Origin of the sequence: Comamonas trifloxystrobinivorans, from assembly GCF_043359985.1 — a bacterium.
Lineage (GTDB): Bacteria > Pseudomonadota > Gammaproteobacteria > Burkholderiales > Burkholderiaceae_C > Comamonas > Comamonas trifloxystrobinivorans.
The window spans coordinates 122,642-149,016 of sequence record NZ_JBHZGV010000001.1; the positions used below are offsets into that span (position 1 = coordinate 122,642).

The 26,375-nt window shown below is 62.6% G+C and carries 23 protein-coding genes; 17 read left to right on the forward strand and 6 right to left on the reverse strand.

Features of this window, described 5'->3' with window-relative positions:
- The first annotated feature begins 2 nt into the window (after positions 1–2).
- Both ACFIQF_RS00525 and ACFIQF_RS00530 read left to right on the forward strand, forming a co-directional pair.
- Positions 3–1,877, forward strand: coding sequence for a M48 family metallopeptidase (locus ACFIQF_RS00525; protein ID WP_393939157.1), 1,875 nt, complete (start codon positions 3–5; stop codon positions 1,875–1,877).
- 262 nt (positions 1,878–2,139) lie between these two features.
- Positions 2,140–3,234: a metallophosphoesterase gene (locus tag ACFIQF_RS00530; RefSeq protein ID WP_393939158.1), complete on the forward strand. Its 1,095-nt coding sequence runs from the start codon at positions 2,140–2,142 to the stop codon at positions 3,232–3,234.
- 85 nt (positions 3,235–3,319) lie between these two features.
- On the opposite strand, the gene ACFIQF_RS00535 is transcribed toward ACFIQF_RS00530, so the two are convergent.
- Positions 3,320–4,825, reverse strand: coding sequence for a TIGR01777 family oxidoreductase (locus ACFIQF_RS00535; protein ID WP_393939160.1), 1,506 nt, complete (start codon positions 4,823–4,825; stop codon positions 3,320–3,322).
- A 1-nt stretch (position 4,826) separates the two neighbouring features.
- On the reverse strand, positions 4,827–5,465 hold the full coding sequence (locus ACFIQF_RS00540) for a DUF4166 domain-containing protein (protein WP_393939162.1): 639 nt from the start codon (positions 5,463–5,465) through the stop codon (positions 4,827–4,829).
- A 125-nt stretch (positions 5,466–5,590) separates the two neighbouring features.
- Between ACFIQF_RS00540 and ACFIQF_RS00545 the strand changes: the two genes are divergently transcribed.
- The 3 genes from ACFIQF_RS00545 (at position 5,591) to infA (ending at position 10,203) form a co-directional block, all read left to right on the forward strand.
- Complete coding sequence (locus ACFIQF_RS00545) at positions 5,591–7,453, forward strand: ATP-binding protein (RefSeq protein WP_393939164.1); 1,863 nt, start codon at positions 5,591–5,593, stop codon at positions 7,451–7,453.
- Complete coding sequence (locus ACFIQF_RS00550; RefSeq protein WP_393939166.1) at positions 7,450–8,871, forward strand: sigma-54-dependent transcriptional regulator; 1,422 nt, start codon at positions 7,450–7,452, stop codon at positions 8,869–8,871. The genes ACFIQF_RS00545 and ACFIQF_RS00550 overlap by 4 nt, the downstream gene beginning before the upstream one ends.
- A 1,068-nt stretch (positions 8,872–9,939) precedes the next feature.
- Positions 9,940–10,203: a translation initiation factor IF-1 gene (gene infA, locus ACFIQF_RS00555; RefSeq protein WP_393939168.1), complete on the forward strand. Its 264-nt coding sequence runs from the start codon at positions 9,940–9,942 to the stop codon at positions 10,201–10,203.
- 234 nt (positions 10,204–10,437) lie between these two features.
- Here infA and ACFIQF_RS00560 read toward each other — a convergent pair whose 3' ends face one another.
- The 3 genes from ACFIQF_RS00560 to ACFIQF_RS00570 all read right to left on the reverse strand — a co-directional run bounded on the left by ACFIQF_RS00560 (position 10,438) and on the right by ACFIQF_RS00570 (position 12,795).
- Entirely contained in the window at positions 10,438–10,755 is a 318-nt protein-coding gene (locus ACFIQF_RS00560) for a cupin domain-containing protein (protein ID WP_393939508.1), read from the reverse strand.
- A 318-nt stretch (positions 10,756–11,073) separates the two neighbouring features.
- A complete protein-coding gene (gene aceA, locus ACFIQF_RS00565; protein ID WP_393939169.1) occupies positions 11,074–12,405 on the reverse strand; it encodes an isocitrate lyase in 1,332 nt (443 codons plus the stop codon).
- 192 nt (positions 12,406–12,597) lie between these two features.
- Positions 12,598–12,795 carry a hypothetical protein gene (locus ACFIQF_RS00570; protein WP_393939171.1) on the reverse strand — a complete coding sequence of 66 codons (198 nt, stop codon included), beginning with the start codon at positions 12,793–12,795 and terminating at the stop codon, positions 12,598–12,600.
- 121 nt (positions 12,796–12,916) lie between these two features.
- Here ACFIQF_RS00570 and ACFIQF_RS00575 point away from each other — a divergent pair, with 121 nt between their 5' ends.
- The 10 genes from ACFIQF_RS00575 (at position 12,917) to ACFIQF_RS00620 (ending at position 23,001) form a co-directional block, all read left to right on the forward strand.
- Complete coding sequence (locus ACFIQF_RS00575; RefSeq protein ID WP_393939173.1) at positions 12,917–13,849, forward strand: DMT family transporter; 933 nt, start codon at positions 12,917–12,919, stop codon at positions 13,847–13,849.
- A gap of 313 nt (positions 13,850–14,162) precedes the next feature.
- Positions 14,163–14,450, forward strand: coding sequence for an SWIB/MDM2 domain-containing protein (locus ACFIQF_RS00580; protein WP_393939174.1), 288 nt, complete (start codon positions 14,163–14,165; stop codon positions 14,448–14,450).
- Between the two features lie 441 nt (positions 14,451–14,891).
- Positions 14,892–17,195 (forward strand): TonB-dependent receptor, encoded by a 2,304-nt coding sequence (locus ACFIQF_RS00585; RefSeq protein ID WP_393939176.1) that lies wholly within the window; start codon positions 14,892–14,894, stop codon positions 17,193–17,195.
- 114 nt (positions 17,196–17,309) lie between these two features.
- Positions 17,310–17,996 carry a Fe2+-dependent dioxygenase gene (locus tag ACFIQF_RS00590; RefSeq protein ID WP_393939178.1) on the forward strand — a complete coding sequence of 229 codons (687 nt, stop codon included), beginning with the start codon at positions 17,310–17,312 and terminating at the stop codon, positions 17,994–17,996.
- Between the two features lie 47 nt (positions 17,997–18,043).
- Complete coding sequence (locus tag ACFIQF_RS00595; protein WP_393939180.1) at positions 18,044–19,171, forward strand: alpha-hydroxy acid oxidase; 1,128 nt, start codon at positions 18,044–18,046, stop codon at positions 19,169–19,171.
- Between the two features lie 258 nt (positions 19,172–19,429).
- The gene (locus ACFIQF_RS00600; RefSeq protein ID WP_393939182.1) at positions 19,430–19,702 is read left to right on the forward strand and encodes a (2Fe-2S)-binding protein; all 273 of its coding nucleotides are present in this window, start codon (positions 19,430–19,432) and stop codon (positions 19,700–19,702) included.
- Between the two features lie 97 nt (positions 19,703–19,799).
- The gene (locus ACFIQF_RS00605) at positions 19,800–20,531 is read left to right on the forward strand and encodes an energy transducer TonB (RefSeq protein ID WP_393939183.1); all 732 of its coding nucleotides are present in this window, start codon (positions 19,800–19,802) and stop codon (positions 20,529–20,531) included.
- 23 nt (positions 20,532–20,554) lie between these two features.
- The gene (locus ACFIQF_RS00610) at positions 20,555–21,280 is read left to right on the forward strand and encodes a MotA/TolQ/ExbB proton channel family protein (RefSeq protein ID WP_393939184.1); all 726 of its coding nucleotides are present in this window, start codon (positions 20,555–20,557) and stop codon (positions 21,278–21,280) included.
- A gap of 2 nt (positions 21,281–21,282) precedes the next feature.
- Positions 21,283–21,699, forward strand: a complete 417-nt coding sequence (locus tag ACFIQF_RS00615) for an ExbD/TolR family protein (protein WP_393939186.1) — start codon at positions 21,283–21,285, stop codon at positions 21,697–21,699.
- A gap of 267 nt (positions 21,700–21,966) precedes the next feature.
- Positions 21,967–23,001 (forward strand): Bug family tripartite tricarboxylate transporter substrate binding protein, encoded by a 1,035-nt coding sequence (locus ACFIQF_RS00620; RefSeq protein ID WP_393939188.1) that lies wholly within the window; start codon positions 21,967–21,969, stop codon positions 22,999–23,001.
- Between the two features lie 131 nt (positions 23,002–23,132).
- Here ACFIQF_RS00620 and ACFIQF_RS00625 read toward each other — a convergent pair whose 3' ends face one another.
- Positions 23,133–23,948 (reverse strand): IclR family transcriptional regulator, encoded by an 816-nt coding sequence (locus ACFIQF_RS00625; RefSeq protein WP_393939190.1) that lies wholly within the window; start codon positions 23,946–23,948, stop codon positions 23,133–23,135.
- A 100-nt stretch (positions 23,949–24,048) separates the two neighbouring features.
- Here ACFIQF_RS00625 and ACFIQF_RS00630 point away from each other — a divergent pair, with 100 nt between their 5' ends.
- Complete coding sequence (locus ACFIQF_RS00630) at positions 24,049–25,206, forward strand: acyl-CoA dehydrogenase family protein (RefSeq protein WP_393939192.1); 1,158 nt, start codon at positions 24,049–24,051, stop codon at positions 25,204–25,206.
- Positions 25,203–26,354 carry an acyl-CoA dehydrogenase family protein gene (locus ACFIQF_RS00635; protein WP_393939194.1) on the forward strand — a complete coding sequence of 384 codons (1,152 nt, stop codon included), beginning with the start codon at positions 25,203–25,205 and terminating at the stop codon, positions 26,352–26,354. Before ACFIQF_RS00630 ends, ACFIQF_RS00635 begins: the two co-directional genes overlap by 4 nt.
- Positions 26,355–26,375: the final 21 nt, after the last annotated feature.

Sequence of the window (26,375 nt, forward strand, 5' to 3'; positions counted from 1 at the left end):
GCATGAGTTCACTGCCTTTCCCCGAAACCCCAGTCCAGCCGCCCACTCCACCGCCTTCCCGCAGCAGCGGCGCCACCGCCCTGCTGGTCGCGCAAGCTGTTGCGGCACAGTTGGCCTACGGCGTCCTGGCCATGCTGATGTGGGCGCCGCTGCTCATTCTCACCGCACTGTTCTATCCGCTGTCCTGGGCCTGGCTGGCTTTTGCGCTGTTGTCGCTGCTGACCTGGTGGCTGTTGCAGCCCAGTATGGAGGTAAACGATGTGCTGCTGCAACGCAGCGAAGCGCCCCACCTTTTTGCTCTGCTTGACGAGCTGAGCCAGCAACTCGACGCGCCGCTAATCCATGAAGTGCGCCTGAGCGATGAGCTCAACGCCGGCGCCATGGACCAGCGCGGTTTTCTCGGCCTCTATAGCCGACGGCGAACCCTGTTTTTGGGCATTCCGCTGCTCCATGCGCTCAACGAGGCCCAGTTGCGCGCGGTGATCGGCCATGAACTGGGCCACTTCTCGCGCCGCCATGGCCGCCTTGGCCACTGGATTTACCGGGTGCGCGTGGCTTGGTCGTCCTACCTCTACAGCCCGGTCTACGCCGACGACGACCTGATCGATCGCCTGCAACACTGGACAGCCCGCCTGTTCATGCCCAGCTTTCTGCGCCGCTCCTTTGAGCGCTCGCGCCAGTGCGAATACGAGGCCGATGCCTGCGCCGCCGAAGTGGCCGGCGGCCCCCATCTGCTCAACGCCTTGGCCAGGCTCGACAGCGTGGATGCCTTTTTCCGCCAACGCTACGCCAGCGCGTTGGCCCAGCGCCAGCAGAACGACATCGATCCGCCTGGCGACCACTGGGCCTGGGTGCTCCAGCAGACCCGCTCCGGGCAAGACGCGCTCAGTCGGGCCGCGCCCCAGCGCCCAGCATCAGCCTGGGACACCCATCCGCCCCTGGCCGAGCGCGCGGCCGCTCTGGGCTTGCTGCCGCCCCGCGTGCAGTGGGATGACGAAGCCAGCGCCGGACAAGCGCTACTGGGCACGTCCTGGCCCGAGCTTTTTGCCCAATGCAACCAGGACTGGGCCCAGTCACAACGCCACGGCTGGCGTTTGCGCCACATGCAACTCAACCGCTTGTCCTGGGCGCAAGACGCTAGCGCCGATCCAGCACAAGCAGCGCTGGATCAGGCGGTCCTGGCCGACGAGCGCGAGCAGGACCCCGCCAGCCTGCAAGCCTTGGAGCAGCTCGCTGGCACCAGCCCGCAGGCTTTGTACTACTACGGCAGCGCGCTACTGGCTAGGGGCGACGATCTGGGCGTAGCCCAAATCCGCGAAGCCATCCGCCAGGACCGGCGCCTGGCAACACGCGGCTACGACGCCATCTACGCCCATGTCTCGCGCCACGGCAGCCCCGAGCAAGTCCGCGAATATGGTGCCCGCCTCAGCCGCGCCCGGGAGCAGATCTCCATCGACGGCGACGCGCTCTACCTGCACCTGCAACGCGCCAGCCTGTTTGCGCCGCCCGCCCATTGGTGCCGATTGCTCAGCGCTGCGCTGGGCGACATCGGCGCTATCGACGGGCTCTGGCTGCTCAGCACCGACACCGTGCCCCAAGCTGGCGAGCAGCCACGGCGCCTGCACGTTGCCTTGCTGCGGCAAGCGCCCGTGCATGATCAGCAAGCGCCCCTGTCCGACTCGGCACTGCTGGCGCAGATTCGCAACGGCCTGGAAGCCTTGGCGCCGCCCGTAGACCTGGTCCAGGTCTGCCGCTGGTACACCACCGAAGCCATTCCGCCCAAGCTGGTTGAGCGCATCAGCGCCCTGTCCGGCTGTCAGGTACTGGCGCCGCGCACCAACTTCAACCACGACCTGGTGCGTATCGACTCGCTCTAGCGCAAAAGCGACACCCGGCCCAGCATTGTTTGCGTTCTCGGCACTGTCGCTTGCGCGCTGTGCGCCCGGCAACTGCCGCAAAATTCATAGCAAAAAGCGCCTATCAGGTGCTAATTGCTGGCAGATTGGACCTACAGCATTATCAGAAGCGGCGCTTGTGGTGCAGTGCAGCAAATTGGTGCACAATGGGTTCATTGTTTTGACAACGGCTGCCACTTGGCGCGTGCATATGCGCCCTGGCGCTGCCCAAGGAAAGATCCCCATGAGCCTGGTTCATGCCCTGCCTGCCGGCCCGTTGGATGTGATCGGTGACGTGCATGGCGAGCGCCAGGCACTGGAGCAACTGGTCAAGCATCTGGGCTACAACGACAGCGGCCGCCATCCGGCGGGCCGCAAACTGGTGTTTGTCGGCGATTTTTGCGACCGCGGCCCCGACAGCCCCGGCGTGCTCGCCCTGGTGCGCCGCTGGGTCGAGGCCGGCAACGCTTATGCCGTACTCGGCAACCACGAGATCAACTTGCTGCGCCAAGATGCCAAAGACGGCTCCGGTTGGTTTTTTGACGAGCGCGTTGAGGCCGACAACCGCAAGTACGCGCCCTATGTGCGGGCCAACCAGGAGTTTCCCGCCGAGATGTTTCCCTTCCTGCGCCAGCTGCCCTTGGCGCTGGAGCGCGAAGACCTGCGCATCGTCCACGCCGCTTGGATTGACGAAAAAATAGCCGAAGCCCGCGCCCTGCCCGCCGGCGATATTGCTGCGGCCTACGATCTGCTGGAAGAAGCCGCTTCGGTGCACGCGCAGCTGCGCAATATTCCCGCCCTGCTGGCCGCCGAAAACGCCGCCTGGCCGTACAGCCTGGAAGACGGTCAGCACCAGCCACCGGTGATGCCCGCACACGCCGACAGCGAGCTGAACAAATCGCAGTACAACCCGCTCAAAGTGCTGACCTGCGGCGTGGAGCGCCGTGGCACCGAGCCCTTTTTTGCCGGTGGCAAATGGCGTTTTGTCGAGCGCGTGGCCTGGTGGGACAGCTACAGCGACACCACGCCGGTGCTCATGGGCCACTACTGGCGCCACATCAAGCCCATGGACCGGCGCGTGCTCGGCAAGGGCGACCAGAGCCTGTTTGCCGACATTGCGCCCAGCGCCTGGCACGGCAAACTCGGCAATGTGTTCTGCATCGATTTCTCAGTGGGCGCCCGCTGGACAGCCCGCTTGGCCGGCAAGCCGCCAGAGGACGATTTCAAGCTGGCCGCCATGCGTTGGCCCGAGCGCGAGCTGGTGCTGGACGACGGCAGCCGCGTTGCTACGACACAGTTCATGGCCCAGGCGCAGAGCGCAGAAACCGTCGCGGTCTGAGAGCTGAGGCGTGAAGCCCCAAACAAAGCTGCCAGCGCTTGGCACCAAGCACTGGCAGTTTTTTATGCTCCGCAGTTTTCAGCATTTACTGCATGCGCTCTCCGAGCTGCTGTGTGCTCATGGCTGGCACGGCAGGCTCAGCCGTCAAATGGGCTAATGCCCCAACCAAGCCCGCGTAGCGGAACCGGTAGCCGCTGCGCAAGGCCTGGGCTGGCACCACGTTCTGGCCACACAGCAGCAGCTCCGACATCTCACCCAAAGCCAAACGCAGCGGCCAACCGGGCACGCTCAGCCACTGCGGGCGCCGCACTGCGGCAGACAGGGCGCGTGTGAACTGCGCCTGGCTGACAGCTTGCGGCGCCACGGCGTTCAGTGGGCCTTGCAGTGCGGGCTCGGCGATGGCGTGGCAGATCAGGCCCACGGCATCGTCGACATGGATCCAAGGCATGGGCTGCTGGCCGCCGCCCAGAATGGTGCCAAGGCCCATGCGCGCCGCAAACGCCAGCTTGGGGAAAGCGCCATCGCCACGGCCCAGCACAATGCCTGGGCGCAGGCAGACCACGCGCACACCGAAAGCGCGGTTGCGCAAGGCGGCGGCTTCGATCTGCTGGCACAGCTCGGACTGGAAGCGGCCTGGCTCGGGCGCGGCACTTTCGTCCAGCGGCGCAGCATGGCCGGGCACGCCGTAATAGCCCACAGCCGATGCAGCCACCAGCACTTCGGGCTTGTGCTGCAAGCGCTGCAGCAGACCATGCACTTGCTCGGCAATCTGCAAGCGGCTTTGCAGCAAAACCTGGCGCCGCGCTGCCGTCCAGGGCGCGCCCAGAATGCCAGCGCCTGCCAGGTTCACCACCGCGTCGATGCGGGTTTCGCTGGGAATATCGTCCAAGCGGTCCACCACCCACACGCCAGCGCCCAGGCCAGCACGGGCCTGCAGCGGGTCGCGGCTCAGCACTACCACGCGGCGCCCTTCACGCAGCAAGCGGCGCACCAGGGCCTGGCCCACAAAACCGGTGCCGCCGGTCACCAAAACCGTTGCCTGGCCCAAGCCTTGCAACACGGCGCCACGTGCCTCTGGCAAAGGTTCAGCCAAGCTGGCCGCCGACAGTTGGCGCACGGCCAAGACATTGCGCAGGCTCCAAGCCAACACACAGACCGAAGCCACGCTGAACACCGGCGTCCACCAACCATGCGTAACGATCACCACGCCGGGCTCGCCCTGTGCAGCTTGCCAGAACAGCGGCCCGGCCAGCCCCACCAGCAGGCCATAGCTCACCGCCAATACCGTGTGCAAGGCACGCTCCAGCGGCGGCAGCTTGCGGCTGCGGTCTTCCTCCAGAAAATCGGCAATCGTGATAAACATCTCTGCCAGCAACAAACCCGCTGGCAGCAACACCCACCAGCCGCTCCACTGCAACCAGGCAAAGCTGGCGAACAGCAAGCCGTAAATGGCTTCACGTGCTGCATGCAAGCGCAGCTCGTAGCGGGCCGATGTGCGCTGGGGCAAACGCGCCTCCAGCTCGTGGTGCCAGAAATTGTCAAACGCGCCCAGCAGCGATTGCACGGTCAGCAAAACAAACAGCAAAGTCATCTCAGCTCTCCTCGGGATCCAAAAAAATACCGCTCTGGTGGAAGGTCTGGCCCCACAGCGGGTGCTGCATGGTCATGGTGAAGCGGAACTGGCCGGGCGCTACGTCGCGGTGCTCAACGCGGCACACGCCCGGCGTCAACAAGGCCGGCACCGGCAAGCGCCAGCGGCCCAGCAGGCAGAAGTAGCGGCGGCTGTAGAACACCAGGGCGCCGCTCTCCACGCACACATCCAAGTCCATCGACAAACCGCCGTCGGTGCACTCCTCCAGCCGGCCGCTCGGGCCCAGGCGCTTGGTAGAGCGCACCAGCTGGCTGCCTGCGCCGCCGGGCGTGCCCAGCTGGCGCTGCCAGACCACGCCGCCTTGCTCGTCGCCATATACCTGCACTTGGGTCGGCACCAAGCCAGCGCGGCGACCCGCCAAGGGGCTGCCCAGCAGTTGCGCAAAGCAGGCAAACACCCGGCCGAGTGCCGATGCACGCAGCTCCATCTGGCCGGCGTAGCAAACAGGCGCGTGGTGGCTGGCAAAGCGGCGGCGGATGGCGGGTGACAGCTTTTGCCAGGCGGCTGGGCCGAGCAGCGCCGCAATATCCAGGGCTTGCGGCTGGCCGGTGGTGCTGAGGGATGGGTGTGCGGTGTTCATGGCAAGTACAGTGCAGCTTCCATGCCACTCTTCAGACCATTGATTTTGTTGAATTTTTTCTTTTACCTGTTAACAGCGGATACAGGCTGTTTGCCCAATGCGTCAACGCCGTTTACAGTCCTGCCATGCTCATCCACCTGGCCTTGTTGCTAACCTTGTTCGAAATCCTGGCGCTCAGTGGCGTTCTGTTGCTGTGGGCCAAGCAAGTGGCCGGCGCGCGGCTGCTGGTGGTGTTTTTGCTGGGCGTGGCCACCTGGATCGTGGGCAACGAGCTGCCCAACTGGGCCGGCCTGGGCAGCGTGCCGTTGGCCATGGCGCTGCTGTCGTCGCTCACCTTTACCTCGGCGGCGTTCTTCCACTTTTGCGTGATCTTTTGCGGCGCCCCGCTGAGCAAACGCTACATCCAGGCGGCTTACGTTTTGGCGGCGCTGGTGGCGCTGCTGTCGGTGGTTCGCTCGCCGGGCGATTTCGTCCACTTTCCGCCGTTCACCGGCTTCCAATGGGTGGTGGTGCCCAATGCGGTGGGCTGGGCGCACAGCACGGCCTGGGGCATTTTGGCGTCAGCGGGATTGCTCACCCTGGCATGGGGCTGGCTGCACGCGCCCTCGCCGCTGCGGCGCAAGCAGTTTGCGTCGATTGCCGTGTCCTGCGCCTGGGGCTTGCTGGCCATATCAGGCTTTGGTTTTGCCGCGCTGGGGATTGAGCTGTACCCGTGGTCGGTGCTGACCATGCCGCTGTTTCCGCTGCTGCTGGTCTATGGCGTGCTGCGTTATCGCGTGTTCGTCGTCAACGTCTGGGCGCGGCGCGCGGTGGCATCGGCGCTGCTGATTCTGCTCGGGCTGGCGGCGGTATCGCTGACCGTGCTCTTGCCGGTCGATTCCAAATGGCTCAACGCGGTGGTGGTGGCCGCCACCTGCCTGACCTTGAGCGGCCCGGTGTGGCGCGTGGCTTCGCGCCTGGTCTATCCGGGCGGCACGCCGTCTGCCGAGGATCTGCGCCAATGGCGCAACGCCATGGGCCAGGCAGAATCGCTGCCCGCACTGGCTGGCATTGCCACACAATTGCTGTCGGCGCGCATGGGCACGGCTGTGCAAGTGCAGGTGCTGGCCGATGCAGCCCTGCCGCCCGGCGATGGCTCTGCCCCAAGCAGCACACCTGGCCTGCGGTGCAGCAAACTGCCCTTGGCAGAAGCCAGCCAGCAAGCCAACCGCTGGCACACCGAACTGATCGCTTTTGAAGAAGCTCCCCCAGGCCAGCGCCACCTCGCCGCACTGTTTGGCGATGCGCTGGCCGACGCTGCCGCCCAGGTAGAGCTGGCTGAGCTGGCCCAGCAACGCGAGCGCGAGCGCCAACTGCAAGCGCGCCTGGCCGAGCTCGGCTCCATCGCCGCCGCCGTGGCCCACGACGTACGCAACCCGCTCAACATCATTGCCATGGCCGTAGCCATGGCGCCCAGCGAAACCCGGCAAGAAGTGGGCGAGCAGATTGCCCGCATCTCGCACCTGACGGCCGATTTGCTCGATTACGCCAAACCCTGGCAAATTGCACCCAGCAACACCGACATCCACGCCCGCATCCAGGCCCTGGTGCGCCACCGGCCCGAGGTGGAACTGGGCGAACAACTGGCGCAACCGCTGGCGGTAACGCTGGACGCTGCGCGCTTTGACCAGGCGCTGGGCAACCTGCTCTCCAACGCTTGCACCGCCGCCGGCCAACGCCGTGTGCTGGTCGACACCGAGCAACTGCCCGACGCCGTGCTGGTGCATGTCTGCGACGACGGCCCGGGCATCCCCGCTGATTTGCGCGAACGCCTGTTCGAGCCCTTTGCATCGCGCAGCCCCGGCGGCACCGGCCTGGGGCTGGCGATTGTGGCGCGCATCATGGCCGCGCACGGCGGCAGCGCCAGCGTGGCCGAACGCGCGCCTTGGCGCACCTGTTTCACCCTCCGTTTTCCGGCTGCGCCCAGTGCGCCAGCCCTGCCTGTATGAGCTTTGCAACTTCTGCCTCCGCCCCCGCCTCCGGCCACGTGCTGCTGGTAGACGACGAACCCGCCTACCAGCGCCTGAGCGCCAACTTTCTGCGCCAGCTGGGCTACCGCGTATCGGTAGCGGGCGACGTGGACAGCGCCTTGCAAGCCTTTGCCGAAGACCGCCCGCATGTGGTGTTGCTGGATCTGACCATGCCGCCCAGCATGGACCCGCAGGCCGGTCTGTCGCTGATTCCGCAGTTTGCGCAGGCAGTGGTGGTGGTGCTCAGCGGCCACGGCGAGCGCGAGATAGCGCTGCAAGCCGTGGAGCGCGGCGTCTGGGATTTTCTGACCAAACCCATCGACCCCGATGTGCTGCGCATGGTGCTGCACCGCGCCATGCACAAGGCCAAGCTCGACGAGCAATTGCGCGCCTTGCGCAGCGCGCAGCAGGACAACGAGCCCGCCGAAATGGGCTTGATCGGCCAGACTGCGCCCATGCAGCAACTGCGCGCCCTGGTGCAGCGCGTGGGCGCCACATCGGTCAACCTGCTGGTGCTGGGCCCTACCGGCACTGGCAAAGAGCTGGTAGCCCGCGCCCTGCGCCAATGCAGCCCGCGCCGCGAAGGGCCGTTTGCCGTCATCCACTGCGGTGCGCTGTCGGCCGAGCTGCTGGAGAGCGAGCTGTTCGGCCACCTCAAAGGCAGCTTCACCGGCGCGCACCGCGACCAGCCCGGCCTGCTGGAAACCGCACACGGCGGCACGCTGTTTTTGGACGAAGTGGGCGAAATGCCCGCGCCCATGCAGGTCAAGCTGTTGCGCTTTTTGCAAGAAGGCAGCTTCATGCCAGTGGGCGGCCGCGAACTGCGCCGGGCCGATGTGCGCGTGCTGGCCGCCACGCACCGCGATCTGGAAGCCATGGTGCAGGCCGGCAGCTTTCGCGAAGACCTGTTCTACCGCTTGAAAGGCATGGTGCTGCGCACGCCCGCGCTGGCCGAGCGCGCTGCCGATGTACCGGTGCTGGCAACCCGCTTTTTGCGCAACATCGCCCCGCAAGCGCGCCTGAGCGCCGACGCAATGCAGTGGCTGCAATCGCGCGACTGGCCCGGCAATGTGCGCCAGCTGCGAGCGGTGGTGGAATCAGCGGGCGCGCTGATCATGCCCGGCAGCGACCTGGTTGACGCCGAGCTGCTGCGCTTTGCCAACGGCGACACCACGCACTTGCCCGAAGCCACACCAGACACCAGCGACGCAAGCGACTTGCCGGCCGCCAGCGCAGACGGCCTGGGTGCATTGGACGCAGCCATGCAAGAGCTGGAAACCCGCATGCTGCGCGAAGCCATGGCCGCCGCCAACGGCAACCAATCCGAAGCCGCCCGCCGCCTGGGCATCTCCCGCGTCGGGTTGATCAAGAAATTGGGGCGTTTGGGCTTGAAGTAGCGGCGCGCAGATGTAGCGACCTGGTGGCGCAATGCCATGTTGCGCGCCTCAGCCAAGCACCTGCTGCTCACACGGATTGGCCGCAAACCTGCGCACTATTGGGCAGCCTCTGGCGGGCTGCGTGCGTGGTCGCTCTCGGGCAGCGCAGAACTGCTGCTAAGCAGTTGGTCGATGGTCTTCAGGCGAGCACTGGGTTCCGATTTTTCATCGTACTGCCTCAGCAAAAGCGTGGCACCTTCGTCGCGCAGCTGGTCCCTCGCTCTTTTGTCTAACTCGCCTTCCCTCGTGGAATGACGGGTTGTCACAGTAGCACCTCCTAGCCGGCTGGTTGGCAGAGCCTGCCGACGTAAAAATAATAAAAGCAAGGACCGGCGCCGATCAATAGGCAGAACCTGTGAAGCGACAGCCGTTACGCAACCAAGTGCAACAACGCTTGCGCTGCAGCGGGAGCAACAGGCATTGCGCCGCCACAGCCTGCCGAGCCGCGCACGCGATTAGGCGCTTTGGGCGATAGCTGGTAGACTCTGCCCCGGGTTTATACCGGCTTGCCAAGCCAGCCCAGGGGGAGAAACCAGCATTCGTGCTGCCCCCAGCCACTTTGACCGATCCCAGCCGATTTTTTTTGCTCGGCCAGTCTCAGGGCTCAGTCACTCACCACTTTTACCCCCTTTGCCCGCAACCGGCAGCGCAAGCATTGCACTGCCGGTCACCCATGTATTCAGAAACTCGCCCTTCACACCTTGCTGCAAAAACCACCGGTTTCCCCGTCGCCAGCCCAACCAGTGCTGGCTCGATCCCCGGTGCACAGAGCAAGGCAGTGCAGGTAGCGCTGGTCGATTTCTGGGGCCCGGGCACCGCAAGCGGTGGCAAGCAGAGCACTCACTGGCAAGCCTTATCCCCCTCACACACCAGCCCGCGTGCCCACGCAACACCCCGCAAGGAAGGCGCGAGTCTGGTTTTCATCGAGCAAGCCTGCGCCAGAGCCGGCCGGCAAGCCCGATCCAAAGTCTGCACCCAGGCATTGGCAGCCTTGCTGCCAGGCGGCACAGACAACAACCGGAGTCTCGTTTGAGCAAAGAAGATCTGATCGAAATGAAGGGCAAGATTGAAGAAATCCTGCCCGATGCACGCTACAAAGTGGTACTGGAAAACGGCCACGGCCTGATCGCCTATACCGGCGGCAAGATGCGCAAGCACCGCATCAAAATCATCGCCGGCGACAACGTGACGGTAGAGATGTCACCTTACGACCTGACCAAAGGCCGCATCACTTTCCGCCACCTGGAGCCCCGTGCGGGCGGAGCGCCCCGCCCACCGATGCGCCGCCGCTAAGCAAGGCAAAACCAGCCCCTCGAAAGAGCGGCTGGTTTTTTTATTCCCCATTTTCGTGGGATACCAACAGGGTGACGAACTCATCCTCCATGCTTGGCACAGAGTCTTCGTATTGAGAGTGGCCATATGACCATTGAAGGCGCGATCCGGAACATAGACCCTCTTCTAAGGGGCGCTGTTTGAACGCCAAACAGCCAAATTCCGGAATGTGATCTGCCCGCTCAGCGCTTTCCCTCAAGCCTCGGCTATCACATAGACCTTCTTCACAAACTTATCCACTTCCCAGTGGCCGGTCCAGCCCTCGGGCAGGATGAAATGCTCGCCCACGCCAAATGCATGCACCGTGCCGTCGGGGTCGACCACGCGGCAGGAACCCTCGACGATGAAGCAGAACTCCACATAGCCCACGATGTTGGAGCGAAACTGGCCCGCCGTGGATTGCCAGGTGCCCGAGCTGAGTTTGCCGCCCAGGCCTTCGAACATGTTCATGGTCTGGTACTCGGTGTTGCCGCTGATAGGACGGCTGGGCTTGCCGATGACCGGGTTGACCATGGTTTTGGCAGGCCAGTGAATCACGGAGACGGGAGCAGAGACGCAAGCGGGTTGGGCGGCGGTGTCGGACATGGCAGGGCTCATAAAGCGGGAAAGAGGGAAAGAGGGAAAGAGGGAAAGCGGCCATTATCTCTGCCGGCCATGCCCACGCGCCGAGCGCCGCCGTGCTGCAGCGCAATGCCACGGTCGCTTTTGCCGCAACCCAGCTCCGCCAAATATAAAAAACGGCAGTCTTGCGGACTGCCGTTTCAAACCCTTGTTTGCATTTGCCAGCTGGGGGAGGACCAGGGCCCCCAGCTTTTGTCAGACCTCAGCAGCTCAGTGGAACTGCTCTTCTTCGGTGGAGCCGGTCAGCGCCTTCACGCTGGAGCTGCCGCCTTGGATCACGGTGGTCACGTCGTCGAAGTAACCGGCGCCCACTTCTTGCTGGTGCGAGACAAAGGTGTAGCCCTTGTCGCGAGCGGCAAATTCTGGCTCCTGGATCATTTCCACGTAGTGCTTCATGCCTTCGCCGCGAGCGTATTCGTGGGCGAACTTGAAGGTGTTGTACCAGTTGCTGTGGATACCGGCCAGCGTGATGAACTGGAACTTGTAACCCAGGGCCGACAGGTCTTCCTGGAACGAGGCGATCTGGCTGTCGTTGAGGTTCTTCTTCCAGTTGAACGAAGGCGAGCAGTTGTACGACAGCAGCTTGCCAGGGCAGGCAGCGTGCACGGCTTGCGCAAACTCGCGGGCAAAGCCGATATCGGGCACACCGGTTTCGCACCACACCAGGTCGGCGTAAGGAGCGTAGGCCACGCCACGGCTGATCGATTGCTCCAGACCGTTCTTGACACGGTAGAAGCCCTCTTGGGTGCGCTCGCCGGTCAGGAAAGGAATGTCGTTTTCGTCGTGGTTGCTGGTGATCAGGTTGGCGGCTTCCGCGTCGGTGCGGGCCAGCACGATGGTGGGCACGCCCATCACGTCGGCCGCAAAGCGGGCAGCGATCAGCTTTTCGCAAGCTTCACGTGTAGGCACCAGCACCTTGCCGCCCATGTGACCGCACTTTTTGACGGCAGCGAGCTGGTCTTCAAAGTGCACGCCAGCAGCGCCGGCCTGGATCATGTTCTTCATCAGCTCGAAAGCGTTCAGCACGCCGCCAAAACCGGCTTCAGCATCGGCCACGATGGGCAGGAAGTAGTCGATGAACTCTTTGTCGCCAGGGTTCACGCCTTTGCCCCACTGGATTTCGTCAGCGCGCTTGAAGGTGTTGTTGATGCGGCGCACCATGGTGGGCACCGAGTCGTAGGCGTACAGCGACTGGTCGGGGTACATGGTTTCCGAGGTGTTGCCGTCGGCGGCCACTTGCCAGCCCGACAGGTACACCGCTTCCAGACCGGCCTTGGCCTGCTGCATGGCCTGGCCCGCAGAGATGGCGCCGAATGCGTTCACATAGCCCTTCTTGGCGCCGCCGTTGATCTTTTCCCACAGCACATCGGCACCGCGCTGGGCCAAGGTGTACTCGGGCTGCAGGCTGCCGCGCAGACGCACCACGTCAGCAGCGCTGTAACCGCGCTTGACGCCCTTCCAGCGAGGGTTTTGTGCCCAGTCCTTTTCGAGGGCGGCAATTTGCTGTTCGCGGCTGAGCTGTTGGTTCAGTTTCTGAGACATGGGGGGCTCCTATCTACAAAGTGAAGTGGCTGGAAGTTGCTGAAAAACCGGTGGATCGCTGGGCGAATCCATGGCTTTACTGTAAGCCGGTCGCTGCGGCATTTTTCGTCTTATGTCTTATATAAGACTAAAATTTAAACCTGTAAAATCAATAAGATGCATATTGCATTTTGCTATACGGAAATCAATTTCTCATATTGAGAAATTTTTGCGCAATGCAACATTTGCCAATTTCATATTGCGAAACAGCATTTTCACTGCTGAAAATTCATGTTGCTGTGCAGCATTTTTCGGCCCTTTGGCCTGTTCAGCAAGCCGTTTTTTCAGCCCCCGCGTTGCTTTTTTGCCATCGGCGCCAGGCTGCGCGTCTTGTGCGCTACCACGCAGCACTGGATGCTTGCGGCATGATTGGCGCTGCGCGTGGCGGCCTGATGACAGCGGCTGCCCTCAGCCCTGTTTGCCTGCCTGCAATACGCCACCTGCCCTGCCCTCTTTTCTCTCCCGATACCGTATGAACATCACCAGCAAACCGCTGGCCTACGCCTACCTGGCCCTGAGCATGGCCTTGGTGGGTGCTTATGTGGCTTTCTCCAAACCGCTGGCGGCGGCTTTCCCGGTGTTGCTGCTGGCCTGGATCCGCTTTGGCATCGGCGTAGTGGCCATGCTCGGCTGGCTGCGCCGCCCGCCCAATGAGGCGCCACTCAACGGCAAGGCCCGTGTGTTGCTGTTTTTTGAATCGTTCTTCGGCAACTTTCTCTTCACCATCTGCATGATCACCGGCGTCTCCATGACGGGCGCGGTGGCCGCCAGCGTCACCATGGCCGCCATTCCCGCAGCCATTGCACTGCTGAGCTGGCTGGTATTGAAAGAGCGCATCAGCGGCCGCGTGCTGTGCGCCATTGGCTTGGCGGTGATCGGCATCGCTTTGTTTGCGTTTGCCAAGCCCTCGCATGGCGCTGAAGACGGCGCCGCAGCCAGCAAACACAGCTGGATAGGCCAGCTGCTGCTGATTGGCGCGGTGTTCTGCGAAGCGAGCTACGCCGTCATTGGCAAAAAGCTCACTGGCAGCCTCAGCCCCAAGCGCATAGCCGCGCTCATCAACCTCTGGGGCTTTGCACTGACCACGCCTTTTGGCCTTTACCTGGCGTTTGGTTTTGACTTTGGCGCCATCAGCCTGCCCACCTGGGGACTGCTGCTGGCCTACGCGCTGGCTGCCTGCGTGGTCACCGTCTGGCTGTGGATGACCGGCCTGCAACTGGTGCCCGCCTCGCAAAGCGCTGTGTTTACTGTGATGCTGCCCGTATCTGCCGCCCTGGTGGGCGTGGTTTTTCTGGGTGAATCGCTCACCGGCCTGCAACTGCTGGCCTTTGGCATTGCGGTCTCCAGCCTGGTGCTGGCCACGCTGCCCGCCCCTGGCAGAGTGAAATTGGGCAAGCGCCACTGAGTACATCTCTCTGGAAGATGTGTATTTTTTCTGACGCTAGCGCCTACATTGCGGCGCAGCCAGTCCTACAGCGCCATGACCGTGGCTCAGGGCTGAAAAATGGCGAATTTTTTATAGAAATCAATCGTCAGGGCCCAGGCAGCCATAGCTTTGATCCATCAACAAAAGTCAGCCGGCATAAATCACGCAACATTTCGAGGCAAAAAAACGCTGCGCTCCCTTGGAAAGCCCTTTTTTTGCGATTAGCATGGCTGGAACCAGCGGAGGGACGCTCTGGCTGGCGACAAGTACATTGACACAAGGAAACCTACACATGGCAACTGCATCCAAGACCGCGGCACCCGCCAAGAAGCGCACCCCTAACGCTGCCTTCATGAAGCCCCTGACCCCCAGCGCCGAGCTGGGCGCCGTGGTGGGCACTGCTCCCCTGCCTCGCACCGAGATCATCAGCAAGCTGTGGGTCTACATCAAGGCCCACAACCTGCAAGACGCCAAGAACAAGCGCATGATCAACGCCGACGACAAGCTCAAGAAAGTGTTCGGCAAGCCCCAAGTTTCGATGTTCGAAATGGCTGGCCTGATCGGCAAGCACGTCAAGTAAGCCCAACGCGCTTACAGCTGGCGCCCAGCGCAGCCAGCCCCAAATAAACCAGCATCTGCGCATGCTGGTTTTTTTATGCCCACACGCCACCACGCCGTGCCCGGGCAAAGGCTGGTGCTGCAGGCCAGCGACCAAGGAGCCCAAGCGCATTCATGCGCACAAACCACGCGAAACGGCTACCGCGCCAGTCACATTTGTGTAGAAATTTAAAGATTCTGTTGCTTTTTAGCAATGATTTAAATAAGAATCAGACTCATTTGGCGTAGCATTACACCCCTAGCGAGTGAAGACAAGCGCGGAGGTTTTGCGCCAGCCCTGGCACCAAAGCCTTCGCCCTTTTCGCCTTTGCCCAGCCATATTTACTGCAATGCCAGCGCCTGTGAGCCTCGCTGGCATTGCTGTTTCAGAGATTCACAACACTTCCCCGTCAGGAGTAAAAACTTGTCCAAGAAACGCCAACAACGCCAGCGTGCGCAGCAGGCCAACCTGCCTGCAAGCTCTGCTGCAGCGCACACCTCCTCCATGGCCGACAAGGCCGTGCTGCCCTTGGGCGCACTGATGCTGGCCGCCTCGGTCAGCAGCTGGGCCCAAACCCAGCCTGCTCCTGGCGCAGCACCGGCTGCCGCAGCATCGGCTGGCGCAGAAGCCACGCTGGGCACGGTGACGATCAAGGACAGAGCCGAAGTACAGAGCAAGGACACGATCCAGACCAAGAAATCCAGCATCGGCCGCAGCACGCAAGACATTCGCGACATTCCCCAGTCGCTGACCGTGCTGACCGAGAAGATGATCGACGACGCCAAGCTCGACACCTTGAAGCAGGCGCTGCACTACACCTCGGGCGTGACCTTTGCCGCTACCGAAAACGGTACCGACCAGGACATTCGCATTCGCGGCTTTCCTGTGGCGACCGTGGGCGATTTGATGATTGACGGCATGAAGGACCCTTCGCAGTACGACCGCGACACCTTCAACTACGACCGTATCGAAGTGCTGCGTGGCTCGGCCTCGCTGCTGTTTGGCCGCGGCTCCACCGGCGGCGTGGTCAACCAGGTCAACAAAAAGCCTCTGCTGATCGACCAGTACGAAGTGGAAGGCACCTACGGCACCGACAACGTGCTGCGCACCACGGCCGATCTGAACAAGACCATGGGCGAAGACGCTGCTTTCCGCCTGAACCTGATGCGCACCAAGGGTGACAACCACGGCGCCGAAATCGACAAATACGGCATTGCACCCACGTACAGCTGGGGCATCGGTACGCGCGATGAGTTCAGCGTGGGCGCCTTCTACCTGAACAGCGACAACAACCCGATGAGCAACATCCGTTACCTGCAAGGTTCGGTCCCTCATCTCAACCCCAAGAACTACTACGGCACCGACAGCGACTACCTCAAGGGCGAGGCCTCGTATGCCAACGCCTCGTGGATCCACCGCTTTGACGACGGCTCCGAATGGAAAACCCAGGCCCGCGCCGGCGTGTTCGACCGCTCGCAATGGGGCACCACCGCATCGTTCGGCACCACCAACGGCGCGCCCACCACCTGGGCCAACATCGGTGACAACACCATCTTGAACCTCTCGGGCCTGAGCCCGCGCAAAGACCGCCACAAAGGCCTGTACCTGCAGTCTGACTACAGCACCAAGGCCAACTGGGGTGGTATGAAGCACGAGCTGCAGATGGGTGTGGATTTCAGCCGCGAAATGGCCACCTTCTGGGCTGCCAAGGGCCAGCCCGGCACCAACTACAACAAAGGCCAGACCACCATCGGCGAACCCGACTCGGTAGGCGAAACCGCGCTCACCCCGAGCTACCGCTTTGACCAGAAGTACAGCGCGCACTCCATGGGTGCCTATGTGCAAGACCTGGTCGAGTTCAGCCCTGGCTGGAAGCTGCTGGGCGGCCTGCGCTGGGACCGCGTATCGTCCAACCAGAACCGCGACGTGTACACCTCGGGCGTGCTGACCGGCAACGAATCGTCTGAGCTGCGCTACAACAGCCTGTTCAGCCAACGCCTGGGCCTGCTGTACCAGCCGAACGACTTTGCTTCGTTCCACGTGGCCTACAGCACCTCGTTCAACTCATCGGCTGACACCTACAAGTACACCAGCCAGCAAACTGCCAACACCGATCCGGAAAAGAGCCGCAACTTCGAAATCGGCGCCAAGCTCGATTGGCTGGATGGCAAGCTGTCCACCCGTGCTGCCCTGTTCCGCACGGAAAAGTACAACGAGCGCACGACCGACGCCGACTTTGCCGGCGACGCCTACCTGCTCAACGGCAAGCGCCACGCCCAAGGCCTGGAGTTTGACGTGGTCGGCCGCATCACGCCACAGTGGGATGTGTATGCTTCGTACACCTACATTCCTACCGCCAAGATCGACAAGACCGGCAGCGCTGCAGCCAACACCGTGGGCCAGCGCGTGGGCCTCACGCCCAAGCACTCGGGCAGCGTCTGGCTGGGCTACCAAGCCACGCCCAAGCTGCGTGTGGCCGGTGGCGTGCGCGGCATGAGCGAAAACCGCCCTGTCAGCGGCACCACGGGCGCTGCTTCGGCAACCGCTCGCGCCCCTGGCTATGTGGCTGTGGACCTGATGGCCGAATACCAGTTCACCGACAATATCTCGGCCAAGCTGAACATCAACAACGCCTTCAACCGCTCGTATGGCGACCAGCTCTACCCCGGCTTCGTGACGCTGGGTGAAGCACGCAACATCCGCGCAACGGTGAAGTACCGCTTCTAAGCAAAGCACCCATCGGGCGATTGCGCCACTACAAACACAGGCCGTGCACAGACACGGCCTGTGTCTTTTGCTGCCATCGTTCGGTATATAAACAAGCATTTGACGAAAGCTGCCATGCTGCTCCACATCCACCAACTACTCTCTGCAGACGAGGTTCGGCAAGCCAGGCAACAACTGGTGGGTGCGCCCTGGCAGGCAGGCCAGCGCTCCGCCGGCCCGCAGGCGGCACAAGTCAAACGCAATGCCCAGCTGCCCGAAGCCAGCCCTGTCGCGCAAACTCTGCGCCAGTTGGTACTGCAAGGGCTGGAGCGCAGCCCGCAATTCTTCTCAGCGGCACTGCCCAAAACCATCTCGCCGCCCATGTTCAATCGCTACGCGGGCGACGCCAACACCTACGGCAATCACGTCGACTCAGCCGTGCGCTTTTTGCCCGACGGCAAAGGCCGCGTGCGCACCGATGTGTCTTGCACCGTCTTTCTCAGTGCGCCAGACGAATACGAAGGTGGAGAACTGGTGGTGGAAGACACCTTTGGCACGCAGCGCGTCAAGCTGAACGCGGGCGATGCGGTGCTCTACCCCGGCACCTCCATCCACCGCGTGGAGCCTGTCACACGCGGCGAGCGCCTGGCCAGTTTTTTCTGGATCCAGAGCATGGTGCGCAGCGACGAGCAACGCCGCCTGCTCTACGACATGGACCAGCACCTGATGCGCCTGCGCAGCCAAGTGGGTGAAACCGACCCGGCCATCGTCGGCCTCACCGGCACTTACCATAACCTGTTGCGGTTATGGGCAGATGTGTAGGCCTCCCCAGCCATTACGCAGCACTCGCCAGCACTACCGGATTGTCCATGCAACTCCCCACGCCCACCTTATTGCCCATTCCGCCCGGCACCATCAACCTGGCCGACTATGAGCGCCACGCCCGCGAGCGCATGGACGATAACGCCTGGGCCTACTTCAGCGGTGGCGCGGCCGATGAGATCACCCTGCGTGCCAACGCCAGCGCCTGGCAAAACATCAGGCTGGCGCCACGCGTGCTGCGCCCGCTGGCACACGGCCACACCCGCACCCAGCTGCTAGGCCAAGCCTTGGCGCACCCGATACTCGCCGCCCCCATGGCTTTCCAATGCATGGCGCAGGAATCGGGCGAAATCGGCATGGCCTACGCCTGCGCCGCCATGGGCGCGGGCATGGTGGTAGCCACGCAGGCCAGCCTGCCCATTGATGCCATTGCGCAAAGCTACTTTCAGGACGCAGCCCACGGCCCGCTCTGGTACCAGCTGTATCTGCAGCACGACCGCGGCTTCAACGCCGAGCTGCTGCAGCGGCTGGAGGCTGCAGGCTACCAAGCCATCGTCGTCACGGTGGATGCCCCGGTCAGCGGCGTGCGTGACCGCGAGCGCCACGCGCAGTTCAAGCGCCCCACCCATATCCGCGCCGTCAACCTGAACGGCCTGCCCAAGGTAAGCCCGGTAGAGCTGACACCCGCTGACAGCCCACTGTTTGACGACCTGCTGCGCCACGCACCCACCTGGGACGACATTGCCTGGCTGCAAAGCAAAACCCAACTGCCCATCATCCTCAAAGGCATCGCCCACCCGCTCGACGCGCAGCAAGCCGTGGCTGCGGGCGCCAGCGCCATCATCTGCAGCAACCATGGCGGCCGCACGCTGGACACCATGCCCGCCACCGCGCAGCTGCTGCCCGGCATAGTGACTGCGGTAAACGGCGCCGTGCCCGTGCTGGTGGATGGCGGTATTCGCCGTGGCACCGATGTGCTCAAAGCCATGGCCTTGGGTGCATCGGCCGTGCTGGTGGGGCGCCCGTTGATCTACGGCCTGGCCACCGCCGGCGCCGCTGGCGTGGCCCATGTGCTGCGCCTGCTGCGCGACGAGTTCGAGGCTGCCATGGCGCTGACCGGCTGCAAAACCTTGGCCGACATCAACCCTGCGCTGATTTTTGACGGGCCGCGCTAAGCTCGTTCCGCACCTGGGCGACAGCGCTATGGCGACTACAGAGGTGTTTTATAGAAAAGCGCACTCATCAATCGATAGCACCCATCGCATACCTACAAAGACCTTGGAGCAGGTTTCAGCATCCGCCGATTGATTTTGCCCATGGCCAATCCCCAGCATCCCTATCGACTTCAGGTGAATACTGAGAATGCGACGGATTCTTATTTATAATCACGTCATATTTCTTCACTAGCCAGCCACTACGCTGTTCATCGCACCATGATCGTTTGTGTTTGCCGTCGGGTCTCGGATCGAGAGATTGCACGCCATGCGCATGCAGGCATGTCGTTTGATGAAATCCAGTTTGAACTGGGTGTTGGACTGCAATGCGGATGCTGCGAAGGCTGCGCCCGCGATGTGGTCGAACAATGCAGCGCGTCTCGTCCGGTCGCCGCCTTGCGCAATGAGGCAGCAGCACAGCCGGTCCAGCTTGCCAAAGCCATCACGGAAAGCAAAGCATGGAACTCCTCGCCGCTGTCTTCGGTAGCCTGATCTTGGTTGCTGCCTCCATCTGGTGGGTTTTTCAGAAATAATCCGCCCATGACTTGCCGTGCTGCGGCAGTTGGCCCGCAGCATTTTTTATTGTCCTATGCCTTCCTCAGACCCCAACCGCTCCCCCAACAAGACGGGGCGCAACATCGTGGTCGCAGGATCGGTGCTGGCCGCACACGTTGCCGGGCTCTGGGCCCTGCAAGCGGGTTTGCTCAAAAGCGTGGCCACCGAGTTGCCCAAGCCCGATCCGGTGATGGTGCAGCTGATCGCCCCCGAGCCCATGCCCGTGGTCGCTCCACCGCCCCCGCCTACTCCCAAGCCGCCGCCACCCGCGCCAGCGCCCAAGCCACAGCCCAAACCCAAGCCAGCGCCCAAACCGGTGCCCAAGCCGCAAGCCATCAAGGACCCGACGCCCGCGCCCAACGCGGTCACCGGCACCACCGAGGCCCAGCCGCCCGCGCCACCGATTGAGGCGCCCACGCCACCAGCGCCGCCTACACCACCGTCTCCGCCGCCAGCGCCCCCCGCGCCGCCTGCCCAGCCGGTGATCCGCCTGCCTGATGTGAATGCCGCGTACCTGAGCAATCCGCTGCCTTCGTACCCCGCCATCAGCAAGCGCATGGGCGAAACTGGCACCAGCATCGTGCGCGTGCACATCGACGAAGAAGGCAAGGTGCTCGAGATTCAGCTGCGCAAATCCAGCGGCTATGACCGTCTGGACCAGGCAGCGCTCGACGGCATTCGCAAATGGCGCTTCAAGCCCGGCACCTCCAACGGCACGCCTCAACCCATGTGGGTGAATGTGCCGATGAAGTGGGAACTCAATTAAAAATTTCGCAAACAGGAAACGTTATGGACTCGCAATTCGGCATCGCCCACGTCTGGGCCCAGGGAGACTTCGTGACCAAGGCGGTGGCGCTGATTTTGATCGCCATGTCGCTGGCCTCGTGGATCGTCATCATCATCAAGGCGCTCGATGTGATGCGCTTCAAAAAGTACGCCCGCCACGCGCAAGACTTCTGGCACAGCGCAGATTTTGCTGCCGGCCTCGACAAGCTGGGTAAGCAAACCGACAACCCCTTCCGCCAACTGGCGCTGGAAGGCCGCGAAGCCACGGCCCACCACCGCAAAACCGCCGACCACCTGCACGACTCGCTCGACATCAGCGACTGGGTGACGCGCTGCCTGCGCAACGGGATTGACGAGTTCACCGCCCGCGCCCAATCGGGCCTGGCCGTGCTGGCATCGGTGGGCTCTACCGCTCCTTTCATCGGCCTGTTTGGTACGGTTTGGGGCATCTACCACGCGCTGGTTGCGATCGGTCTGTCGGGCCAATCGTCCATCGACAAAGTGGCCGGCCCCATCGGCGAAGCGCTGATCATGACCGCACTGGGCCTGGCCGTTGCCATTCCCGCCGTGCTGGGCTACAACGCCTTGGTGCGCGGCAACAAATCGGTGCTCAGCCGCCTCAACAGCTTTGCCAACGACTTGCACGCCCTGTTCGTGACCGGCGCCCGCCTGCAAGTGGAAGGTGACAAGAGCAGCGCCGTGGTAACACCGCTGAAGAAAGGGGCCTGAACATGGCCTTCGGAACCCAAGACGACGCCGATGAGGTGATGAACGAAATCAACATGACGCCGCTGGTCGACGTCATGCTGGTGCTGCTCATCATCTTCATCATCACCGTGCCGGTGATGAAACACTCGGTCAACGTAGACCTGCCCCGCGCAGAAAACGTGCCCGAAGAGACCAAGCCACAAACCATCCAGCTGGCCATCCTGTCGGACGGCAGCTACAACTGGAACGGCCAGGCCATCAGCGATGCCGAGCTGGAGCAAAAGCTGCAAGCCGAAGCCATCAAAGAGCCCCAGCCCGAGCTGCACATTCGCGGCGCACGCGACGTGCTCTACGAAAAAGTGGCCCAGGCCATGGCCGCCGCCCAGCGCAGCAACATGAAGAAAATCGGCTTCATCACCGACCAGGCGCCCGCCCCATAAAGCGGCTGCAGTCGCCACCAGCAAAAGGCTCCCAGGCTCCCTCGGGAGCCTTTTGTTTTGCGAGGCACCGCACGCCCTGGGTCAGCGCGGCGGGCATGCGACCTTCCTCCGGACTTACCCCCGGTAGCGCTTGTCTGACTCGCCATCCCGCCAGCGAGTGCCTACACTGGCTGCTGGCCCCTGGCGATTTGTACTGGCCGAAGCAGCGGCGGACACCCTCACCCCAGCGCCTCCCCTTTCCCGACAACGAGCAACGAGGAGACACTTTTGAAGACCGTATCTGGCACCACCACCGCCCTCAACCGCCGCAGCCTTTTGCGTCTGGCTGCCGCCACCGCTGCTGCCAGCGCCGCAGGCAGCAGCACTTTGGCCTTTGCCGCTGGCGAGAAAGCCGCCTTCCCCACCAAACCTGTGCGCGTGATCGTGCCCTTTGCAGCCGGTGGCGCAACCGACGTCCTGGCGCGCAGCGTGTGCGACAAACTCGGCGCACAACTGGGCCAACCCGCCATCGTCGACAACCGCCCCGGCGCAGGCGGCCTGCTGGCGTGCGACGCGGTTGCCAAAGCCGCTGCCGACGGCCACACGCTCACCCTGGGCACCACCAGCACCATGCTGTCGAACCAGTTCATGTTCAAAAAACTGCCGTACGAGCCACAGAAAGATCTGGTGCCCGTATCGCGCATCTGCTGGGCGCCCATCGTCCTGGTCATCAACAGCAAACTGCCCGCCAAAAACCTGGCCGAGCTGATGGCCTATGCCCAAGCCAACAAAGGCCAGCTCAGCTACGGCAGCTACGGCATCGGCTCGCAAGGCCATCTGGTGGTGGCCAGCCTGAGCAAAATCACCAACGCCGACATGACCCACATCGCCTACAAAGGCGAAGCGCCCATGGTGCAAGACCTGGTGGGCGGCCAGCTGATGATCGGCATTGGCAGCATCCTCTCGCTCAAACAGCACATCGACAGCGGCAAGCTGCGCGCCATCGCCTTCACCGGCCTCAACCGCGTGCCCGCCCTGCCCGACATCCCCACCTTTGCCGAACTGGGCCACAAACAAGACGCCTTCACCATATCGGGCTGGCTGGGCGTAGCCGCCACCGGCGCCACGCCCGCCGCCGTGGTAGACCAGCTGGGCGCCGAAATCCGCAAAGCCCTGCAAACCCGCGAAGTCAACGCCCGCGTGCTGATGGCCGGCTTTGTACCCCTCACCGAAGACACCCCGCAAAAATACCAGGCTGACTGGAAGCGCGAGCTGCCCATCTGGAAGCAGCTGCTCAAGGATGCGGGGGTGGAACCGACTTAAGCGGCACACGAAAGCCAGCCTGAAGACCTATTGAGGGCTCCAATGGAGCCTTTTCTGGGCGGTATACAGTGGGCGGTGGATCGTTGATACCGCAGAATCTCCGCCCGATAGCTGTAGCACTGTGCGCAGGCTCAATACCGGTTGCCACGCAACCGGTCTGCCGCCTCCACCAGTTGCCGCAGCGCCGGGCCAATTTTGGTGAGCAAATCCCTCTCGCTGTTCTTGATGCCGGGGACAGCACAATTGAAGAGCAGATTGCGCGAGCCATACATGATCTTGGATGCCACACCTACCGCCAACACGCCCATGCCCGCATCGCCCAGGTTGATGGCAAAACCGCGCTGCTTGGCATTGGCCTGATTTTCTCGCACGCTTGCCAGGCAATGCGCGTATTCCTCGGGCCGCTGCGCCCGTACCCGAGAGATAAGGTTTTGTTGCGCCGGTTTGCTCAGCTGCGTAAGGTAGGCCCGCCCCATGGCTGTTTCCATCACACCCCGCGTAGCACCAACACCTGGGCGGCGCAAAGTACCATCCAAAAAAGCACAGGTTTCGACGTACACCACGTCCAGATCTGAAGCAACGCCAACTGAAACCGCTCCTTCGATTTTGTCGGCCAGTGCCTGCATGGGCATGCGCAGCTGGCCCAGCAACGGCGTCTGGATGACATAGGGGTAGCCCAAGGCCACGGCGGCCGGCCCGATGAAATAACGGTCCAGGCGCTCGTCGTGGTCCAGGTAACCCATGGTGTGCAGGCTTCGGCACAAGCGCGATACCGTGGGCCTGGGAATGCCCAGTTTGGCTGCCAATTCGCTGTTGGCGTGCGGGCGCGGATCTGCCACGAAGCACTGCAATATCAGCAGGCCCTTGGCCAAGGTGCCGGCAAAAAAGGGATCGTCCTGCCGAACCCTCTCGACATCGTCGGCATGCAGCAATTTGTGCGTTGTCATTGCGCCATCTTCCGGGTTAACCAAGACAAACCATGAACTGAGTTTCAAATATTGAAACTATAGCGCAGGGTTTTTTGCAGAGATTTTTACAGTGCATCGCATGATCAAAGATCCTCAAAAACTCGACGCGCTGGTTCGCGACATCCGCTCATTCGTCAGAGAGCAATGGCATCCCATCGAGAGCCAGGTGGAGCAGCTCGACGCGGTTCCCGACGCCATGGTGCAAACACTCAGAGACAAAGGCTACTTTGGCTGGAGCATTCCTGAGGCCTATGGCGGCCTGGGTTTGAGCACCGAAGAGCTGGTGCTGTGCGCGATGGAGCTGTCGCAGGCTTCCGTCGCACTGCGGGCACGCGTGGGCACCAATACCGGTATTGGCTCTGAAGCTTTGGTGGCCGATGGTACGGAAGCCCAAAAACAACGCTGGCTGCCCCGCATGGCGGCGGGCGAGCTGACCGGATGCCTTGCGCTGACCGAAGCATCTGCGGGCTCGGAGGCCTCCAACATTCAGACAAGCGCTACCCGTGATGGCGACTACTACCTGCTCAATGGCAGCAAGTGCTTCATCACCAACGCACCAGTGGCAGATGTTTTCACGGTGATTGCACGCACCGATCCCGCAAGCACGGGCAGCCAAGGGCTGACAGCATTTCTCGTCGAGCGCGGCCCGGGGCTGAGCACTGGCAAGCCTTATTCCAAAATGGGCCAAGCGGGCTCGCCGGTCTCTGACGTCTACTTTGACAACTGCCGCGTACACCGAGACCAGATCATCGGCGGCCAGGAAGGTGTGGGGTTCAAGACCGTGATGAAGGTGCTGAACAAACAGCGTCTTCACCTGGCAGCGCTGTGCACAGGCCCAGCCATACGAATGCTGGATCTGGCCAAAGCGCATGTATTGCAGCGCGAGCAGTTCGGCCAGCCGGTGGCCAACTTCCAGTTGGTGCAAGCCATGATTGCCGACAGCCGCACCGAGATCTTCGCGGCCCGCTCGATGATTGTGGAAGCCGCCCGCGCTCGCGATCGTGGTGAAGACGTTGCGCTGCCCGCTTCGATGTGCAAGTACTTCGCTTCGGAAATGTGTGGGCGTGTTGCGGATCGGGCGGTACAGATGTTCGGAGGCTCCGGCTATGTGGCAGATTTCAGCCCCATCGAGCGCTACTACCGCGATGTTCGTCTCTTCCGCCTGTACGAAGGCACCAGCCAGATCCACCAACTCAATATCGCCAAACTGGCCTTGCGCGAAGGAGATGCACGATGAGCGCCGTCAGCATGGATGTGCTGCTGGAGCGCACGCGCAAGTTTGTACAAACACACTGCATTCCAAGCGAATCCAACGAGCACATGCACAACCCGGCAGCCCTTGATGCCACGTTGAGCATCTTGCGCCCGCTGGCGCAAGATGCAGGCCTGTACCTGCCAAATTTACCCATGTCCTGGGGCGGCCTGGGCCTGAGCTGGTCGCAGCGCGCGTTGCTGTTGGAAGAGGCTGGAAAAAGCTACCTCGGCCCAGCGGCGATGAACTGTGCTGCGCCTGATCAGCCCAATATGATCAGCCTTTTGGCGCAAGGTACACCTGAGCAACAGGAGCAGTATTTGCGACCACTGGCAGCCGGTCAGATCCGTTCCTGCTTTGCCATGACCGAGCCTGCGCCAGGAGCGGGCTCCGACCCTTCCATGCTGCAAACCACCGCCCGCAAAACGGCAACAGGCTGGGTGATCGATGGCCACAAATGGTTCATCACCGGAGCCATCGGCGCCAGCTTTGCGATTGTGTTGGCCCAAACGGAGCACGGCCCATCGCAGTTCATCGTCCCCATGGACACCCCCGGCATGCAGGTCGTACGCGCCATTCATTCCTCAGACCCGTTTGCCATTGGCGGGCATGCCGAGTTGCGGTTGCAAGGCTGCGAAGTCCCCGATTCGGCCATTTTGGGCGAGCTGGGGCGCGGCTTTGACTATGCGCAGCAACGGCTGGAGCCTGCCCGCTTGTCACACTGCATGCGACTCATGGGGCGTGCGCGCCGGGCCCTGGAGTTAGCCCAAGACTATGTCAACGAGCGCATGTCGTTTGGGTCGACTCTGGCGCAGCTGCAGCAAATACAGGCCATGGTCGCTGACTCCCATATCGAGCTGTACGCCTGCCGGCTGATGGTGCGTGATTGCGCCGCGCTCATGGATGAAGAACGCTCGGTGAAAACAGAATCGGCCATGGCCAAAGTCTTTGTATCGGAAGCCTTGCACCGCATTGCCGACCGCGCAGCGCAAATGACTGGCGCCTACGGCATGGACGAGGCCGCACCCATTGCACTCATTGCACGTGAGCTGCGCCCTTTCCGCATTTACGACGGCGCGTCTGAGCTGCACCGCGCCACGCTCGGACGCCGATTCTTGAAGCACAAGGCCTGACATAAGCCACCAACTCTCCCG

Coding starts and splice junctions, on each gene's coding strand:
- ACFIQF_RS00525 (WP_393939157.1), top strand. CDS start 3: ATGAGTTCACTGCCTTTCCCCGAAACCCCAGTCCAGCCGCCCACTCCA.
- ACFIQF_RS00530 (WP_393939158.1), top strand. CDS start 2,140: ATGAGCCTGGTTCATGCCCTGCCTGCCGGCCCGTTGGATGTGATCGGT.
- ACFIQF_RS00535 (WP_393939160.1), bottom strand. CDS start 4,825: ATGACTTTGCTGTTTGTTTTGCTGACCGTGCAATCGCTGCTGGGCGCG.
- ACFIQF_RS00540 (WP_393939162.1), bottom strand. CDS start 5,465: ATGAACACCGCACACCCATCCCTCAGCACCACCGGCCAGCCGCAAGCC.
- ACFIQF_RS00545 (WP_393939164.1), top strand. CDS start 5,591: ATGCTCATCCACCTGGCCTTGTTGCTAACCTTGTTCGAAATCCTGGCG.
- ACFIQF_RS00550 (WP_393939166.1), top strand. CDS start 7,450: ATGAGCTTTGCAACTTCTGCCTCCGCCCCCGCCTCCGGCCACGTGCTG.
- ACFIQF_RS00560 (WP_393939508.1), bottom strand. CDS start 10,755: ATGGTCAACCCGGTCATCGGCAAGCCCAGCCGTCCTATCAGCGGCAAC.
- aceA (WP_393939169.1), bottom strand. CDS start 12,405: ATGTCTCAGAAACTGAACCAACAGCTCAGCCGCGAACAGCAAATTGCC.
- ACFIQF_RS00575 (WP_393939173.1), top strand. CDS start 12,917: ATGAACATCACCAGCAAACCGCTGGCCTACGCCTACCTGGCCCTGAGC.
- ACFIQF_RS00580 (WP_393939174.1), top strand. CDS start 14,163: ATGGCAACTGCATCCAAGACCGCGGCACCCGCCAAGAAGCGCACCCCT.
- ACFIQF_RS00590 (WP_393939178.1), top strand. CDS start 17,310: ATGCTGCTCCACATCCACCAACTACTCTCTGCAGACGAGGTTCGGCAA.
- ACFIQF_RS00595 (WP_393939180.1), top strand. CDS start 18,044: ATGCAACTCCCCACGCCCACCTTATTGCCCATTCCGCCCGGCACCATC.
- ACFIQF_RS00600 (WP_393939182.1), top strand. CDS start 19,430: ATGATCGTTTGTGTTTGCCGTCGGGTCTCGGATCGAGAGATTGCACGC.
- ACFIQF_RS00605 (WP_393939183.1), top strand. CDS start 19,800: ATGCCTTCCTCAGACCCCAACCGCTCCCCCAACAAGACGGGGCGCAAC.
- ACFIQF_RS00610 (WP_393939184.1), top strand. CDS start 20,555: ATGGACTCGCAATTCGGCATCGCCCACGTCTGGGCCCAGGGAGACTTC.
- ACFIQF_RS00615 (WP_393939186.1), top strand. CDS start 21,283: ATGGCCTTCGGAACCCAAGACGACGCCGATGAGGTGATGAACGAAATC.
- ACFIQF_RS00625 (WP_393939190.1), bottom strand. CDS start 23,948: ATGACAACGCACAAATTGCTGCATGCCGACGATGTCGAGAGGGTTCGG.
- ACFIQF_RS00630 (WP_393939192.1), top strand. CDS start 24,049: ATGATCAAAGATCCTCAAAAACTCGACGCGCTGGTTCGCGACATCCGC.
- ACFIQF_RS00635 (WP_393939194.1), top strand. CDS start 25,203: ATGAGCGCCGTCAGCATGGATGTGCTGCTGGAGCGCACGCGCAAGTTT.